This window comes from Flexivirga sp. G2, assembly GCF_055397625.1.
Genome location: NZ_AP039675.1, coordinates 301,820 through 315,860, shown reverse-complemented (window position 1 = coordinate 315,860; position 14,041 = coordinate 301,820). Strand labels below are relative to the sequence as shown.

General features: G+C 68.7%; 17 protein-coding genes. 11 read left to right on the top strand and 6 right to left on the bottom strand.

All coding sequences use genetic code 11. The features are described from left to right. The first annotated feature begins 28 nt into the window (after positions 1–28). Entirely contained in the window at positions 29–676 is a 648-nt protein-coding gene (locus ACZ50J_RS01550) for a DUF4282 domain-containing protein (RefSeq protein ID WP_464299531.1), read from the top strand. 73 nt (positions 677–749) lie between these two features. Here the strand turns inward: ACZ50J_RS01550 and ACZ50J_RS01545 are convergent, their stop codons facing one another. Then, positions 750–1,676: a 2-dehydropantoate 2-reductase gene (locus ACZ50J_RS01545; protein ID WP_464299530.1), complete on the bottom strand. Its 927-nt coding sequence runs from the start codon at positions 1,674–1,676 to the stop codon at positions 750–752. A gap of 173 nt (positions 1,677–1,849) precedes the next feature. Between ACZ50J_RS01545 and galT the strand changes: the two genes are divergently transcribed. From galT to ACZ50J_RS01530, 3 genes are read left to right on the top strand one after another with little or no spacing between them, the layout of a single operon-like run. Further along, positions 1,850–2,926: a galactose-1-phosphate uridylyltransferase gene (gene galT / locus ACZ50J_RS01540; RefSeq protein ID WP_464299529.1), complete on the top strand. Its 1,077-nt coding sequence runs from the start codon at positions 1,850–1,852 to the stop codon at positions 2,924–2,926. Further along, positions 2,923–4,125, top strand: coding sequence for a galactokinase (gene galK, locus ACZ50J_RS01535; protein WP_464299528.1), 1,203 nt, complete (start codon positions 2,923–2,925; stop codon positions 4,123–4,125). The genes galT and galK overlap by 4 nt, the downstream gene beginning before the upstream one ends. Before the next feature lie 41 nt (positions 4,126–4,166). Then, complete coding sequence (locus tag ACZ50J_RS01530) at positions 4,167–4,655, top strand: low molecular weight protein-tyrosine-phosphatase (RefSeq protein WP_464299527.1); 489 nt, start codon at positions 4,167–4,169, stop codon at positions 4,653–4,655. Between the two features lie 37 nt (positions 4,656–4,692). Here the strand turns inward: ACZ50J_RS01530 and ACZ50J_RS01525 are convergent, their stop codons facing one another. Further along, positions 4,693–5,079, bottom strand: a complete 387-nt coding sequence (locus ACZ50J_RS01525; protein ID WP_464299526.1) for a hypothetical protein — start codon at positions 5,077–5,079, stop codon at positions 4,693–4,695. A gap of 181 nt (positions 5,080–5,260) precedes the next feature. Between ACZ50J_RS01525 and ACZ50J_RS01520 the strand changes: the two genes are divergently transcribed. From ACZ50J_RS01520 to ACZ50J_RS01505, 4 genes are all read left to right on the top strand, one after another. Further along, a complete protein-coding gene (locus ACZ50J_RS01520) occupies positions 5,261–6,040 on the top strand; it encodes a VOC family protein (protein WP_464299525.1) in 780 nt (259 codons plus the stop codon). Continuing rightward, positions 6,037–6,996: an FAD-dependent monooxygenase gene (locus ACZ50J_RS01515; RefSeq protein WP_464299524.1), complete on the top strand. Its 960-nt coding sequence runs from the start codon at positions 6,037–6,039 to the stop codon at positions 6,994–6,996. Before ACZ50J_RS01520 ends, ACZ50J_RS01515 begins: the two co-directional genes overlap by 4 nt. A gap of 23 nt (positions 6,997–7,019) precedes the next feature. After that, on the top strand, positions 7,020–8,432 hold the full coding sequence (purB, locus tag ACZ50J_RS01510) for an adenylosuccinate lyase (protein ID WP_464299523.1): 1,413 nt from the start codon (positions 7,020–7,022) through the stop codon (positions 8,430–8,432). A gap of 182 nt (positions 8,433–8,614) precedes the next feature. Continuing rightward, a complete protein-coding gene (locus tag ACZ50J_RS01505) occupies positions 8,615–9,373 on the top strand; it encodes a guanyl-specific ribonuclease (RefSeq protein ID WP_464299522.1) in 759 nt (252 codons plus the stop codon). A 2-nt stretch (positions 9,374–9,375) separates the two neighbouring features. On the opposite strand, the gene ACZ50J_RS01500 is transcribed toward ACZ50J_RS01505, so the two are convergent. Further along, positions 9,376–10,323: an alpha/beta hydrolase gene (locus ACZ50J_RS01500; RefSeq protein ID WP_464299521.1), complete on the bottom strand. Its 948-nt coding sequence runs from the start codon at positions 10,321–10,323 to the stop codon at positions 9,376–9,378. Between the two features lie 88 nt (positions 10,324–10,411). On the opposite strand from ACZ50J_RS01500, the gene ACZ50J_RS01495 reads away from it, so the two are divergent. The 3 genes from ACZ50J_RS01495 (at position 10,412) to ACZ50J_RS01485 (ending at position 11,655) form a co-directional block, all read left to right on the top strand. After that, positions 10,412–10,999, top strand: a complete 588-nt coding sequence (locus tag ACZ50J_RS01495) for a TetR family transcriptional regulator (RefSeq protein ID WP_464299520.1) — start codon at positions 10,412–10,414, stop codon at positions 10,997–10,999. 100 nt (positions 11,000–11,099) lie between these two features. After that, positions 11,100–11,381 carry a metal-sensitive transcriptional regulator gene (locus ACZ50J_RS01490; protein ID WP_464301390.1) on the top strand — a complete coding sequence of 94 codons (282 nt, stop codon included), beginning with the start codon at positions 11,100–11,102 and terminating at the stop codon, positions 11,379–11,381. A gap of 58 nt (positions 11,382–11,439) precedes the next feature. After that, a complete protein-coding gene (locus ACZ50J_RS01485; RefSeq protein WP_464299519.1) occupies positions 11,440–11,655 on the top strand; it encodes a heavy-metal-associated domain-containing protein in 216 nt (71 codons plus the stop codon). Between the two features lie 23 nt (positions 11,656–11,678). Here ACZ50J_RS01485 and ACZ50J_RS01480 read toward each other — a convergent pair whose 3' ends face one another. From ACZ50J_RS01480 to ACZ50J_RS01470, 3 genes are read right to left on the bottom strand one after another with little or no spacing between them, the layout of a single operon-like run. Continuing rightward, positions 11,679–12,332 carry a VOC family protein gene (locus ACZ50J_RS01480; protein ID WP_464299518.1) on the bottom strand — a complete coding sequence of 218 codons (654 nt, stop codon included), beginning with the start codon at positions 12,330–12,332 and terminating at the stop codon, positions 11,679–11,681. 54 nt (positions 12,333–12,386) lie between these two features. After that, positions 12,387–13,187, bottom strand: coding sequence for a TrmH family RNA methyltransferase (locus tag ACZ50J_RS01475; RefSeq protein ID WP_464299517.1), 801 nt, complete (start codon positions 13,185–13,187; stop codon positions 12,387–12,389). A 1-nt stretch (position 13,188) separates the two neighbouring features. Beyond that, on the bottom strand, positions 13,189–14,040 hold the full coding sequence (locus ACZ50J_RS01470) for an HAD family hydrolase (RefSeq protein WP_464299516.1): 852 nt from the start codon (positions 14,038–14,040) through the stop codon (positions 13,189–13,191). Between the last annotated feature and the right edge of the window lies 1 nt (position 14,041).

Below are 14,041 nucleotides of genomic sequence, written 5' to 3'. Positions count from 1 at the left end.
GGGCCCTGGACGACAGAGGAGGGAACGTATGTCGACGCCCACAGGTGGCTCGTGGAACAACGATCAGCAGGGTCAGGGCGGCCAGCCGGGCCAGGGTGCTCCGCAGGGCTACCAGGGTCAGAGCCTGGGTCAGGGCTTCGGGCAGCAGAACCAGCCGTCCTACGACCAGCAGGGTTATGACCAGCAGGGCTACGGTCAGCCGGGCCAGCAGCAGGCACCGCAGGGCTACGGCCAGCAGCCGCCGCAGGGTTACGGCCAGCCGGGCGACCAGGGTCAGCAGCAGTCGGACCAGGGCGGCCAGGGCTTCGTCGGTGGCGCGCAGCAGGTCGGCCAGCAGTTCGCCTCGGACGCCGGCCAGGTCGTGTCGGGTGCCGGCGAGGGCGTCGGTGACCTCTTCTCGGACCTGCAGTTCAAGAAGTCGCTGACCGAGAAGATCGCCAGCCTCACCTTCCTGGGTGTCATCGTCTGGGCGGTCCTGCACTTCATCAGCAACCTGATCTACAACTTCGGCAGCGAGGACTTCGGTGACGCCGAGGTCAAGCACATGAGCACGTTCTCCGCGATCGTGCACACCATCACCGACCTGGTGTGGCTGGTCGTGGTCGTCGCGATCGTCCGACTGGCGCTCGAGCTCGCGATCAACGTTGCGCGCATCGCCACGCGCAACAAGGACTGAGCGACCGAACCGCCTCAAGAGCCGAAGCGGCCGCACCCCTCGAGGGTGCGGCCGCTTCGTCGTTGCGGGCGGATCAGGCCGGCGTTCCGCCCTTCTCGTATGGCGCGAGCACGCCGGCGAGGGCTCGGCACACCGGAGTCGGCACGCCCGCAGCCTCGCCCATGGTGACGACACCACCGGCCAGCCAGGGCAGCTCCAGGGGATTGCCGTGCGTCAGGTCGTGGTGCATCGAGGAGTTCATCCGCTCCGGCAGCGTGTCGATGAAGTCCATCTGCTGGTCGACGTAGTCCGCCGGCAACGCGACGCCCCGCGCGGCCGCCACGGCGACGGTCTCGGTCATCAGGTCGCGCAGCAGCCGGCGCGACGCGTCGTGCGCACGCAGCACGCCGATCGGTTGCCGTGCTGCACTGGTCGCCGACGACAGTGCGACGAGGAAGACGAACTTGCGCCATACGGCGGCCTCGATGTCGTCGCTCACCTCCGCCTCGACACCGGCCTCCGCGAGCGCGTGCTCGAGGGCGTCGACGGTCCGGCTGCGAGTGCCGTCATACGGGCCGAAGACGATGCGGGCGAGCGACCCGTTGTGCCGGATGACGCCGGGCGACTCGATGGCCGCGGCGATGTAACAGACGCCGCCGAGGATCTCGGCGGCCGGCAGGTGCGTGCGCAGGATCTCGTCCTTCTGCACGCCGTTCTGCAGCGACAGCACCGCACGCGGGCCGTTCGGCAGGTCGGCGAGTTGCCGGGCGACGTTCTCCGTCTCGCCCAGCTTCACGGCGATCAGCACCAGATCGACGTCGCCGATCGCCCGGATGTCGTCGGTGGCGCGGACGTCGGGCAGTTGCACCGGGTGGACATCGCTGGCGACGGTGAGTCCGTGTTCGCGGAGCGCCGCGAGTTGTCGGCCGCGCGCCACGAACAGCACGTCTTGGCCGGCCGCCGCGAGCTGCCCGCCGAAGTAGCCGCCGACTCCGCCGGCCCCGATCACTGCGATCCGCATTGCATCCTCTTTCCGACGTCGAACGATCCGCACAGCACAACCGTCCGGCGGGTGAGGCCATTCCGGACATCGGACGAGTTCGTGCTACAACAGGACTGAACATTTTCAAACGTTCGACTGCGTCAGCCGAGACCCGAGCGGCACCGGCGGACCCCTCACTCCCGGGAGACCTCATGGAGCGCACGACCGGTCGGCTCGCCGACGGCCGCCAGATCCTCTGGTATGACGCGGACGGCACCGGCCGGACCGCGGCGACCGACCAGCGCGATCTGCCCACCACCGTGACCGGGTCGGAACTGCGCCTCGACCCGCTGACCGGCGAATGGATCGCCGTCGCGTCCCACCGGCAGAGCCGCACCTACATGCCGCCGGCGAACGAGTGCCCGCTGTGCCCGTCGCGGGACCACCAGTCCGAGGTCCCGTCCTCCGAATACCAAGTGGTTGCGTTCGAAAACCGTTTCCCGTCATACGAACTGACCGCGCAGGTTCCCGAGACGCGGACCGAGGGGTTGGAACAGATCCGCGCGGGCCGCGGCCGTTGTGAGGTCGTCTGCTTCACCAGCGACCACAACTCCTCGTTCGCCGAGCTCACTCCCGAACAGGCCCGCCTGGTCATGGACGCCTGGGCCGACCGCACCGCCGACCTGAACGCGATGGACGGGGTCGAGCACGTCTTCCCGTTCGAGAACCGCGGCAAGGAGATCGGCGTCACCCTGCAGCATCCGCACGGGCAGATCTACGGCTACCCGTTCGTGCCACCGCGTGCGGCCACCGAGCTCGAGCACGCACAGGCCCACCTCGACGCGCACGGCAGCAGTCTCTTCGGCGACCTCATCGCCAGCGAATCCGCAGCAGGCACAAGGGTCGTCGCGGAGAACGACGAGTGGATCGCGTTCGTGCCGTTCGCCGCGCGCTGGCCGATCGAGGTGCACTTCTACCCCAAGCGACAGGTGCCCGACCTGCCCGCGCTGGACGCCGCGGGCCGCGACGGTTTCGTGCCGATCTATCTCGACGTGCTGCAGCGCTTCGACCGGCTGTATGACGAGCCGACGCCGTACATCGCCGCCTGGCAGCAGGCACCGGCCTCGTCCTACCGGGACGTCGCGTGGCTGCACCTGGAGCTGTACTCGATCCGGCGCGCGGAGGGCAAGGTGAAGTTCCTCGCCGGGTCCGAGTCGGGCCAGGGGGCGTTCGTCAACGACGGTCTGCCGGAGGACGTGGCGCGGCGACTGCGGGACGCGTCGGCATGAGTAGGGACACCATGGACGGCAACGTGATTCGCACTCCGGACCCGATCGATTTCGACGCGCTGGTCACCCGCTTCCGCGCGCTGTATGACGAGGAGCCCGACGGTGTCTGGGCGGCACCGGGCCGGGTCAACATCATCGGCGAACACACCGACTACAACGGCGGATTCGTGCTTCCGATCGCGCTGGCGCAGCACACGGTGGCGGCGATCCGACGGCGGGACGACAACCTGGTGCGGGTGGCATCGACGTCGATGGACGACGGTGCGATCGTCACCCTGGATCTCACCGAAGTGGCCGAAGGCGGCGACTACGGCTGGGCGGCATACGTCGTGGGTGTGGGGTGGGCGGCGCGACAGCGTGACCTGCCGGTGACCGGGCTCGATATCGCGCTCGACTCCAATGTGCCTGTGGGCGCCGGACTTTCGTCGTCTGCGGCGCTGTCGTGCGTGACCGCGCGGGCCTGGTCGGACCTGCTCGACTGGCAGCTCGACGAGGAGACCGTCGCTGACCTGGGCCGCGACGCGGAGAACAAGATCGCCGGCGCACCCACCGGACTGATGGACCAGCTGGCGTCCGTGTGCGGCCAGGAGTCCTACGCCATGCAGATCGACACCCGCGCGGTGACGATCACCCAGCTGCCCTTCGATCTGCCCGCGGCCGGCCTCTCCCTGCTGGTCATCGACTCGCACACCGCGCACTCCCACGCCAGCGGCGAGTACGCCGAGCGACGCCAGTCCTCCCACGAGGCCGCGCTGCGACTCGGCGTCGACGAACTGCGCGACGTCCCCCTGGAGAGCCTGGCCACCACGCTCGACAAGTTGCCGCCGCTGCTGCGACGTCGTGCCCGCCACGTGGTGACCGATTCGGCGCGCGTCGAGCAGACCGCGGAATTGCTGCTCGCGGGTGACGACCTGCGACGAATCGGCGTGCTGCTCAACGACTCTCACGCGTCGATGCGTGACGACTACGAGATCACCGTGCCGAGCGTCGACACCTTGCAGGAGGCTGCCGTCGCGGCCGGCGCGCACGGCGCCCGGATGACCGGCGGTGGCTTCGGCGGCTGCGTCATCGCCCTGGTCGACCAGCAGGACGCCGCCATGGTCGCGGACGCCTGCGTGGCAGCGGCAGCGGCCGGTGGCTTCCCGACGCCGACGGTCTTCGAGGCCGTCGCCAGCGGAGGTGCCGCCCGGATCCGGTGACGGGTGGCGTTGATTCGAACGCGCCGAAGTAGGGTCGCTGAGTGACGTATTCAGTGTGCTTCGTGTGCTCGGGAAACATCTGCCGCTCCCCCATGGGCGAGGTGATCCTGCGCTCGATGCTCGAGGAGGCCGGCCTGGGCGACCAGGTCACGGTCGACTCCGCCGGCATCGGCGACTGGCATGTGGGCCAGGGGGCCGACCCCCGCACACTCGCCGCACTCAGCCGCGGCGGGTATGACGGCAGCGCGCACCGGGCCCGCCAGCTGCGCGCGTCCGACCTCGACGAACGTGACCTCATCCTGGCCGCAGATCGCGGCCACCTGCACGACCTGCTGCAGCTCGGCGACGGGCATGTGAGCGCATCCGCCGAGACCCGACTTGTTCGCGAGTTCGACGCGGACGCCATGGCGGCCGGCGACCTGGAGCTGGACGACCCCTACTTCGGCAACGCGTCGGACTTCGATCGGTGTCGCGACGAGGTCGAGGCGGCCTGCCGTGGGCTCGTCGCGGAGTTGCAGGCCGAGCTCTGACGCGCAGCCGGCTGCACTCCGTCGGTCGGAAGGTGAGTCAGCTGACCGGTAGCTCGCAGCGCGCGACGTCGGTCGCCCACCGCAGGATCTCCAGATCGTCCTTGTCGTCGAGCACGGTGGGGCAATGCGTGGTGGTGATGAAGTGCAGCGCAGCAACGACCACCAGGCACCGCGGATCGGAGCGCAGCTGCGCCGATCGCTCGGCGGTCAGGCCGGGCTCGGCGAACTCCTCGATGTGTGCATCGACGATCGCCTCGGCGATGTCCAGGTGCACGTTCGTGGCGACGTCGGCGACCCCGGGTGTCCGCAACCTGGTCTCGACGACGTGCAGCAGCCAACGCAACGCGTCGACCTCGCCGATCATCGCCTTCGCGGCCTCGCGTGATGCCCGGAACGCGATCGAGTCGCGCAGGTCTCCCGTCATCTGAGGACACCTCCCCACCCTCTCGTCCTCCATGGGCATACGTTAGGGCGCTGCCGCCACCGCGGGGGCCGGTTGGCGAAACCTTGAAGTTGATTTGAACAACCCCGCAATTTCCTGCTCGGTCGCCCGCCATACGGTGCTTCGGGCGTCATACCGACGACACCGCGCCTAAGCTCGGACAATGAGCGAGCGAACCACTCCGTGGCCCACCGGCACGCCCTGTTGGGTCGACTGCGCCTTCGAGCCGGCACACCGAGGGATGCACCACGCGCAGGATTTCTACGAGAAGCTGTTCGGCTGGGACGTCCAGCGCGACGACGAGCACGCCGACTACCGCGTATGCCGCAAGGACGACCAGCCGGTCGCCGGCCTGGAGCACAAGAACGGCGGTGACGCGCCACCGTTCTGGACCACCTACTTCGCCACCGACGACATCGCCGCGACCTGCGCAGCCGTGACCGCGGCCGGCGGACGGGTCCTGACCGAGGTCATCGACATCCCGGGCGTCGGGCGGTCCGCCTATTGCGCCGACCCGACCGGCGCCTTCTTCGGGCTGTGGCAGGGAGCGGGCCTGATCGGGTTCGGCCTGGTCAACGAGCCCGGCTCGGTCGTCTGGAACGACCTGATGACACGTGACCTCGAGGGCTCGAAAGCGTTCTACAGCAAGGTGTTCGGCTACACCTACGATGATCTTGAAGGCGCCTACTCCGTCGTCAAACTGCCGTCCGGGGAGACCGTGGCCGGCATACATCAGGCCGAGCAGTTGCCCGATGATGCACCGCCGTCGTGGCTGGTGCACTTCGCGGTCGCCGATCGTGACTCGTCGGCACAGATTGCCCAGGAGCTCGGTGCCGCGATCCTGATGACGATCGACACCCCGATGGGCCCGGAGGCACTGCTGCAGGGGCAGCACGGGGAGATCTTCGCCGTCATCGCGATGGACGACTCCACCACCGCGTGATCTCGCGCGTTGCCGCGGTCGGCGGCGGCATCGCCGGTATGACGCTGGCGGCGTCCCTCGACCCGAGCCGCTTCGAGGTGGTCATCCACGAAGCACAGCCGGAGCGCGCCGTCACCGGCAGCGCACTCGGGCTATGGGGTGCGGCCCAGCGGATACTCGACGGAATCGGCGCACTGCCCGATGACGCGGCCCGGCAGACCGGCGGCGCGTTGCACCGGATCGACGGACGGCGACTGATCACCCTGCGTGGCCCGGGCCCGGCCATGGTCGACCGACCGAGGCTGCTGGCGGTGCTCGCGCATGCCGTTCCCGCGTCCGTGCGCCGGGTGAGCGGTGCGGTCACCGACCCTGCGGAGCTGGATGCGGATCTGGTGGTCGGTGCGGACGGCGTCCGCAGCCGGGTGCGCGGCCTGGTCGATCCGAAAGCGGCGGAGCGAACGGCAACGCCATACATTGCACTGCGCGGGATCCGTTCCGGCACACCGGAACCCGTCGATGTGGGCGAGTACTGGGGCGGCGGGCTGCTTGCGGGCATCGTGCCCGTCACCGGCGATCGGACCTACTGGTTCACGACGCACCGCAGCGGGCTCGTCGAGCCTTTCGAGGTGGCGCAGGTGCTCGCGGAGGCTCGCGATCTGTTCCGCAGTGCCGCCTCAGCTGTGCGGCGCGTCCTCGACGAAGCCGCCTGCGACACGCTCGCGACGGCACTGTGGGTGACGCCGCGGATGAGGTCGTACGCACGCGGCAGGTATGTCGTCATCGGGGACGCCGCGCACGCCATGCTGCCGAACCTCGGCCGCGGGGCGTGCAGCGCGATCGTGGATGCCGCCACTCTCGCGGCCACGCTGAACTCCGGCGGTGACCTGCGCCGCTGGCAGGCGCGGCGGCTTCCCGCGACCCAGGTCGCGCGACTCGGCTCGGCCGCGCTGATGCGCACCGCCCTCGCCGTCCCGTAAGGCGTCTCTGGGACAATCAGCCCATGCGTTCGCTTGCTGATGCCAACCCGCCCATCGCGCTCGGCGCCCTGGACGGGCGTTACCGGGCCGCTGTCGCCCCGCTCGTCGACCACCTGTCCGAGGCCGCGCTGAACCGGCAGCGGGTGCACGTCGAGGTCGAGTGGCTGATCCACCTGACATCGCACGACGCGGTCCCCGGTGTACGCCGGCTGACCGAGCAGGAGATCGCCGGGCTGCGCGACATACCAGCGCAGTTCGACACTGCGGACATCGCCGAGCTGGCCGACATCGAGCGCGAGACGGTGCACGACGTGAAGGCCGTCGAGTACTACCTGAAGCGCCGCCTGCCGCAGATCGTCGGCACCGAGGACGCCGCCGGGCTCGCCGAGCTGATCCACTTCGCGTGCACCAGTGAGGACATCAACAACCTCTCCTATGCGCTGATGGTCCAGGGCGCCACCGAGCGCGTGTGGACGCCCAAGGCGACCGCGCTGGTCGACCAGATCGCCGGCATGGCAACGGAACTCGCGGAGGTGCCGCTGCTGGCCCACACGCACGGTCAGCCCGCGACGCCCACCACGATGGGCAAGGAGCTGGCCGTGCTCGCCCACCGGCTGCGTCGTCAGCTGCGTCGGATCGCCGGCGCGGAGTACCTCGGCAAGATCAACGGCGCGACCGGCACGTATGGCGCACACACCGCGGCCGTGCCGGAGACGGACTGGGTCGCCATCTCTCGCTCGTTCGTCGAATCCCTTGGCCTGCAGTGGAATCCGCTGACCACCCAGATCGAGAGTCACGACTGGCAGGCCGAGGTCTACAGCGACATCGCCCGCTTCAATGCAATCCTGCACAACCTCGCGACCGATGTGTGGACCTACATCTCGATGGGCTACTTCGCCCAGGCCCGCGGTCAGGGCACGGTCGGCTCGAGCACCATGCCGCACAAGGTCAACCCGATCCGCTTCGAGAACGCCGAGGCCAATCTCGAGGTCAGCAACGGCCTGCTGAACGTCCTCGCCAGCACGCTGGTCACCTCCCGGATGCAGCGGGACCTGACGGACTCGTCCATGCAGCGCAACATCGGCACGGCATACGGGCACTCGCTGCTGGCGATCGACAACGTCGCGCGTGGCCTGGCCGGGCTCGACGCGGCGCCGGAGCGGATGGCCGCCGACCTCGACGCCAACTGGGAGGTGCTCGGCGAGCCGATCCAGTCCGCGATGCGCGCCCTCGGCGCCCGCGGTGTGCCGGGCATGGAGCAGCCCTACGAGCGACTCAAGGAGCTCACCCGCGGTCGCCGGATCAGCGAGGCCGACCTGCGTGAATTCGTTCGTGGCCTCGGCCTGCCGGCCGACGTCGAGGAGCGCTTCCTGACGATGACCCCCGCGACGTATGTCGGGCTGGCGCCGCAACTGGTGAAGTTCCTCGACGCCTGACCTCGCCGAATGACGGCTTCTTCGCCCAGTGACGGCCCGATCCGACCGTCGCTCGCCGAGGAAGCCGTCATTCGCCCCTCCCCTCCTCGGCCATCCAACCCGCCTCGCGCTTGACCAACTTCTGACGCAATCCTGACCGATCGGCCACCTGCAGGATTCCGGGCCGTTGGCAGGCTCGCAGCATGAGAATTCTTACTCCTCGTTTCGGATTCGCCGTTGCCGCGGCCTCGCTCGTCACCGGCGTCGGTGTCGCCGCCACCCCGTCGGTCGCGCACGCGACTCCGACGTATGGCGTCGCCGCCGGCCCGGCGTTCACCGCCGCGGCGACCATCCCGGACTGTGCGCTGTCGTCGCTGCCGACCCAGGCGACCGACACGGCGAACCTGATCAAGCAGGGTGGACCGTTCCCCTACCCGAACAACGACGGCGTCGTCTTCGACAACCGCGAGGGCATCCTGCCGGCCGAATCCAGCGGCTACTACCACGAGTACACCGTGATCACGCCCGGTGCGCCGACGCGCGGCACTCGCCGGATCATCACCGGCGGCACGCCGCTGACCAGCCCTCCCGTCTGGTATTACACCGGCGACCACTACTCATCGTTCTGCAAGATCACCGGTGTCAACGGCGGTGGCGGCGACCCGAGCGTCCCGGATTGCGACGCTGCGTCGGTGCCCGCCGAGGTCGGCGACACCGAGCAACTGATCAAGGACGACGGGCCGTTCCCCTACACCCAGGACGGCACGGTATACCAGAACCGCGAGGGCCAGCTGCCGGCCGAGTCCAGCAGCTACTACCACCTCTACACCGTCCCGACCCCCGGCGACTCGACCCGCGGTTCGCGGCGCATCGTCACCGGCGGCGGCACGCTGACCAACCCCGCCGCCTGGTACTACACGGCCAACGACTTCGCGACCTTCTGCAAGCTCGCCGTGAACTGACCTCAGGCCGCCACGCGCTGCACGAACGCGACGATTGCGTCCTCCATCTGCCGCAGGCCGGGATCCTCGAGTGGATAGTGCCCGGCACCCTCGAGACTGACCTCCTCGAAGTCCCGCAGCTTGGATACGACCGGCGTCGACAACTCGCGCGGTGACCAGCGGTCCTGCGCGGGCTGGGTCAGCAGCACCGGGCACGCGTCGAAATCGGCCGGCTCCACCTTCGGCGTGTAGCGCATGTATGTCGCAAGAAATCGCAACCACATCGCATTGCCGGCCGATGTCCGGTCCTTCATGAAGACCTTCATCGCGCCGGGGTCGTTGGCCAGCGCCGACATCTTGGACGCCAGCGCCATGGAGTAACGCAGTCCCCCGAGAGGTGTCCCCGCGATCAGCCGCATCGCGGGGGCACCGACGCGTGCCGTGACGATGTCGTGCGACGTCCGGTCGGCCACCTCCTGCACACGCTGGTCCAGGAAAGTCATCCCGACGATGCCCCGCAGCGCACCTCTCGGAGCCTTGGCTGCGACGTGGTAGGTCAGCATGCCACCGGCCGAAAGACCGTAGAGCACAGTGGGTTTCGGGTCACGAGCGTTCTCGGCTGCGATGAAGTCCACGACGAGGTCGACCCAGTCGTCATACCTCGGCGCGTAACCCTTGCGGACCTCGGTCATGCCATAGCCGAGGTTGTCGACGGCGACGATGTCGAAGCCGTGCCGGGCCAGCGGCGCGCCCAGGATGAGTGACATCTGCCGGCCGTTGGTGCCGACACCGTGGTGCAGGATCACCCGCACCGGCGCGTCCGGGTTTGTGTAGCGATCGAGGTGGACCTGGTTGCCGTGCCAGTCCCAGAACTCCTCGGCGGGCGCGGTCTCACCGTCCAGCTGTAGCCGCTCGGGCAGGAACTGCTGCAGGTCTTTCCATGCCTGCTGGTCGCGATACAAGGTGGTCATGACTACTCCTCTGCGTGAACCGATATCGACACTGTACGTCATAAATGGCACTTCGTGCCACTAGTGACATCAGATGTACTATGGGATCGTGACTTCGACGACCCTTCAGCAGCGCAAGCGACGACTGCTCCAGACGGAGTTGACCGAGATCGCCCTGCGACTCTTCCGCGAGAAGGGATACGACGCCACGACGGTCGACGACCTGGCAGCAGCCTCGGGAGTCTCCCGACGGACTTTTTTCCGCTACTTCTCCTCCAAGGAGGACGTGGTCGCGACCAAGTGGACGGCGATGGGCGAAGGCTTCCTCGCTGCCCTTGCCGATCGCCCCGCAACGGAGAAGCCCTGGACATCACTGCGGCGAGCCTGCGACGGCATCGTCGAGCACTACGCGGATGCAGGGAGGCGCGCCGACAGTTACGCCCTCGATGAAGTAGTCGACGCAACACCTGCGCTGCGCGCGGCATTCGCGGCCAAGGTGGACCTACTCGCCGACACCGCGAGCGAGATCCTGGTGTCGCGCGGACTGCAGCCACTCGCCGCCCGGACTCTGGCGGGTGCGTGCGCGGCGGCCCTGGTGGCAGCGATGCGCCGGTCCCGTGCAGACGGGGCGGAAGGCATCGGCGCCGACCTCGACAAGGCGATGAGCGCAATCCGCGCCGCCCCCTCCAACGAGTGACAGCTTCGGCGAATACCCCCTTGGGGTATTCTGTTCGGGAGGTATGACGGGAGCTACTCGTCATACAAAATCCAGCGGCTCACTGCACCGGGAGGCACGGATGGCGGGCTACACCGGCACCAAGGACGACTACCTCAAGCGGCTCCGGCGCATCGAGGGACAGGTGCGCGGAATCCAGCGCATGGTCGAGGAAGACACCTACTGCATCGACGTGCTGACCCAGGTCAGCGCGGTCACCAAGGCGTTGCAGACGGTCGGCCTCGGCCTGCTCGAGGATCACGTCGGTCACTGCGTGGTCGACGCCGCCCGCGAGTCCGACGAGGCCGCGACCGAGAAGGTGCGTGAGGCGTCCGACGCCATCGCGCGCCTGGTCCGCAGCTGACCCGCGACCGCTCCGCCATACCGACGGCACATCGACGCCCGACACCGAGGAGAGACAGATGACTCAGACCGACATCACCGTCAACGGCATGACCTGCGGCCACTGCGTGGCCGCAGTCACCGAGGAACTCAAGACGATCGACGGCGTACGCGATGTGCAGATCGACCTGCACGAGGGCGGCGACTCACCGGTGCGCATCACCAGCGAAGCGGCGCTCGACCGGCAGGCGATCGCCGACGCGGTCGACGAAGCGGGCTACGAACTCGTCGGCTGACCGACGGCCGTCGGCCGGGTCGCTCAGATGGTGACCGGGGCGCCGGCGCTGCGGAACTGCACCGACATCAGGCCCGGCGTGCCGTGCGGCGCAGCGAAGTCGAAGTGCAGCTCAGGCTCCCACTCCTCACGGTCCACACCCGGCTCTCCGACCAGGCCGAGCCACTCGCGGACGCGGTCCGGGGATCCGGCGATCTGCAGACCGGCGAGCGCCGCGGTCGAAACACCTTCGGTCGACGGGTGGTCCTGCCCCTCGGGCCATTCGATGAAGAACGGCACCTGCGGGTCGGCCATCAAACCGAGGATGCCGATCTGCTTCCAGCAGATCTCCACGCCGTCCGGGCGGTGCCGGTTGCCGGGAACCGCGCTGCGGCCGAGCAGCCGCTCGGCGATCGACATGTCGTCGACCTCGACGACCCAGCCGAGCCACCCTCCGCCTGCTGCGGAACGAGCGCGGACGGCCTGACCGAACGGAGCCTTGTCGGACGCCGGGTGATCGAGGACCTCGACGACTTCGATGAACCGGCGATCGGTCAGCGGGATGATCGAGTTGCGAGTGCCGAAGCGGGGGTGCAGTCCACCGTCGACCGGCTCAACCCCCAACAGCGCCCCCAAACGCTTCGCGGTGGCGATCATTCCGTCGGGCTCGGCGGCGAAAACAAGATGATCTACTCGCATGAACCGATGGTGCCACTGCTCACTCAGCGACTTTGCAGCGGGGCCGGTCGACGGTCAGCGCTGGCGGACCGCCTCATAGAGCACGATCGCTGCCGACGTGGCGACATTCAGTGAATTTGCCTTGCCACTCATAGGGATTCGGATGAGGACGTCCGCCGCCGCGAGGGCCTCGTCGGTCAGCCCCTCCTTCTCGGTGCCGACCGCGATCGCCACCGAACCGGTGAGATCCACGTCGGTGTGCAGTGCGGTGGCCGCCGGAGTGGCGGCCACGACCGTGATATCGCGCTCCTTCGCCCAGGCGAAGGTCTCCGCGGTCGTCGCGGTCGCGACCGGCACCGAGAAGACCGTGCCCTTCGAGCCGCGCACGACGTTGGGATTGCCCCAGTCGGTCACCGGATTCGCCGCGACCACCGCATCGACACCGGCCGCGTCGGCGGTGCGCAGCATGGCGCCGAGGTTGCCCGGCTTCTCCACACCCTCGGCGATCAGCACCAACGGGTGCTCCGGAAGGGCCAGCTCACGCGGAGTCGCGCCCACCGACGGCACCACGGCCAGAAAGCCGTCGGCGCCCTCGCGGTAGGCGACCTTCTCGAACGCTTGGCGGCTCAGGCGGACGATGTCGGCACCCGCTTCCCGCGCCTGTCGCACCACGTCGTGCTGCGCCCGGGGATCGGCCATCAGCTCGTCACAGGTGTAGAGCTCCTCCGGCCGGACGCCCGCGTCGAGGGCGAGCGCCAGTTCGTCATACCCCTCCAGCAAGGTGCGGCCCGCCTCTTCACGGCGCCGCCTGCGGCGCAGCGCGACCAGCGCCTTGAGTCGTGGGTTGGCCGCCGAGGTGATCGTCTGGTCGGCCATCTCAGACCAGCGGTCCGGCCGAAGGACGGCCATCCGTATCGGTTTCGACGCGAGGATGCGGAACGAATCCTCGCGTCAGCTGCCGGAGTATGACGGCCGCGCCGGCCTCGTCGATCGGCAAGGTCACCTCGTCGGCGACCGCCTTGACCTCGTCCGGCGCCTGGCCCATGGCGACACCGCGAGCCGCCCAGCGCAGCATCTCCAGGTCGTTCGTGTGATCACCGATCGCGACCGTGTCCGCAGGCTCGACGTGCAGCTCCCGACGCACCTGCTCCAGCGCGGACGCCTTGGAGACGCCTTCGGGGTTGACGTCCAACCAGGCGGTGTAGCCGACGGCGTAGTTGACCCCGTGCAGGCCGAGCCGGTCGACCAGGTCGACGAAGTCCTCCGCCGTGCCGCTGGGCGAGCGGAAGGTGAGTCGAGTGGTCGGCTCGGCGCCCAGCTCGTCCCACGGCAGGATCCGCTTCGGACCGACCAACTCGTCCTCAGGGAACGGCGCGCTGACCTTCGTGCCGACACCCGGCTCCTCGACGCCGACCACGGCGTCCGGCCACGCGTCCTTGAGCACCCGGAGCACCGGGGTCGCATCGAAGGTCACCATGTCGACGATCTCCCAGCCGGTGCCGTGCAACCGGGCAGTCACGGCGCCGTTGGATGTCACCGCGAATCCATCGGTGAGCGACAGCATCTCGATCACCGATGCCGCGCCGAGGATGCTGCGGCCGGTTGCGATCACCACGTGGTGGCCGGCGTCGGCGACTGCACGCACCGCATCACGCACTTCGTCGTCCATGCTGCCGTCGTACTGCAACAACGTGCCGTCGATGTCCAGTGCCACGAGTTTCTTCTGCACG

What these genes read in the sequence shown, in the direction of transcription:
- ACZ50J_RS01550 (WP_464299531.1), top strand. Translation starts at nt 29, where the DNA reads ATGTCGACGCCCACAGGTGGCTCGTGGAACAACGATCAGCAGGGTCAG.
- ACZ50J_RS01545 (WP_464299530.1), bottom strand. Translation starts at nt 1,676, where the DNA reads ATGCGGATCGCAGTGATCGGGGCCGGCGGAGTCGGCGGCTACTTCGGC.
- galT (WP_464299529.1), top strand. Translation starts at nt 1,850, where the DNA reads ATGGAGCGCACGACCGGTCGGCTCGCCGACGGCCGCCAGATCCTCTGG.
- galK (WP_464299528.1), top strand. Translation starts at nt 2,923, where the DNA reads ATGAGTAGGGACACCATGGACGGCAACGTGATTCGCACTCCGGACCCG.
- ACZ50J_RS01525 (WP_464299526.1), bottom strand. Translation starts at nt 5,079, where the DNA reads ATGACGGGAGACCTGCGCGACTCGATCGCGTTCCGGGCATCACGCGAG.
- ACZ50J_RS01520 (WP_464299525.1), top strand. Translation starts at nt 5,261, where the DNA reads ATGAGCGAGCGAACCACTCCGTGGCCCACCGGCACGCCCTGTTGGGTC.
- purB (WP_464299523.1), top strand. Translation starts at nt 7,020, where the DNA reads ATGCGTTCGCTTGCTGATGCCAACCCGCCCATCGCGCTCGGCGCCCTG.
- ACZ50J_RS01505 (WP_464299522.1), top strand. Translation starts at nt 8,615, where the DNA reads ATGAGAATTCTTACTCCTCGTTTCGGATTCGCCGTTGCCGCGGCCTCG.
- ACZ50J_RS01500 (WP_464299521.1), bottom strand. Translation starts at nt 10,323, where the DNA reads ATGACCACCTTGTATCGCGACCAGCAGGCATGGAAAGACCTGCAGCAG.
- ACZ50J_RS01490 (WP_464301390.1), top strand. Translation starts at nt 11,100, where the DNA reads ATGGCGGGCTACACCGGCACCAAGGACGACTACCTCAAGCGGCTCCGG.
- ACZ50J_RS01485 (WP_464299519.1), top strand. Translation starts at nt 11,440, where the DNA reads ATGACTCAGACCGACATCACCGTCAACGGCATGACCTGCGGCCACTGC.
- ACZ50J_RS01480 (WP_464299518.1), bottom strand. Translation starts at nt 12,332, where the DNA reads ATGCGAGTAGATCATCTTGTTTTCGCCGCCGAGCCCGACGGAATGATC.
- ACZ50J_RS01475 (WP_464299517.1), bottom strand. Translation starts at nt 13,187, where the DNA reads ATGGCCGACCAGACGATCACCTCGGCGGCCAACCCACGACTCAAGGCG.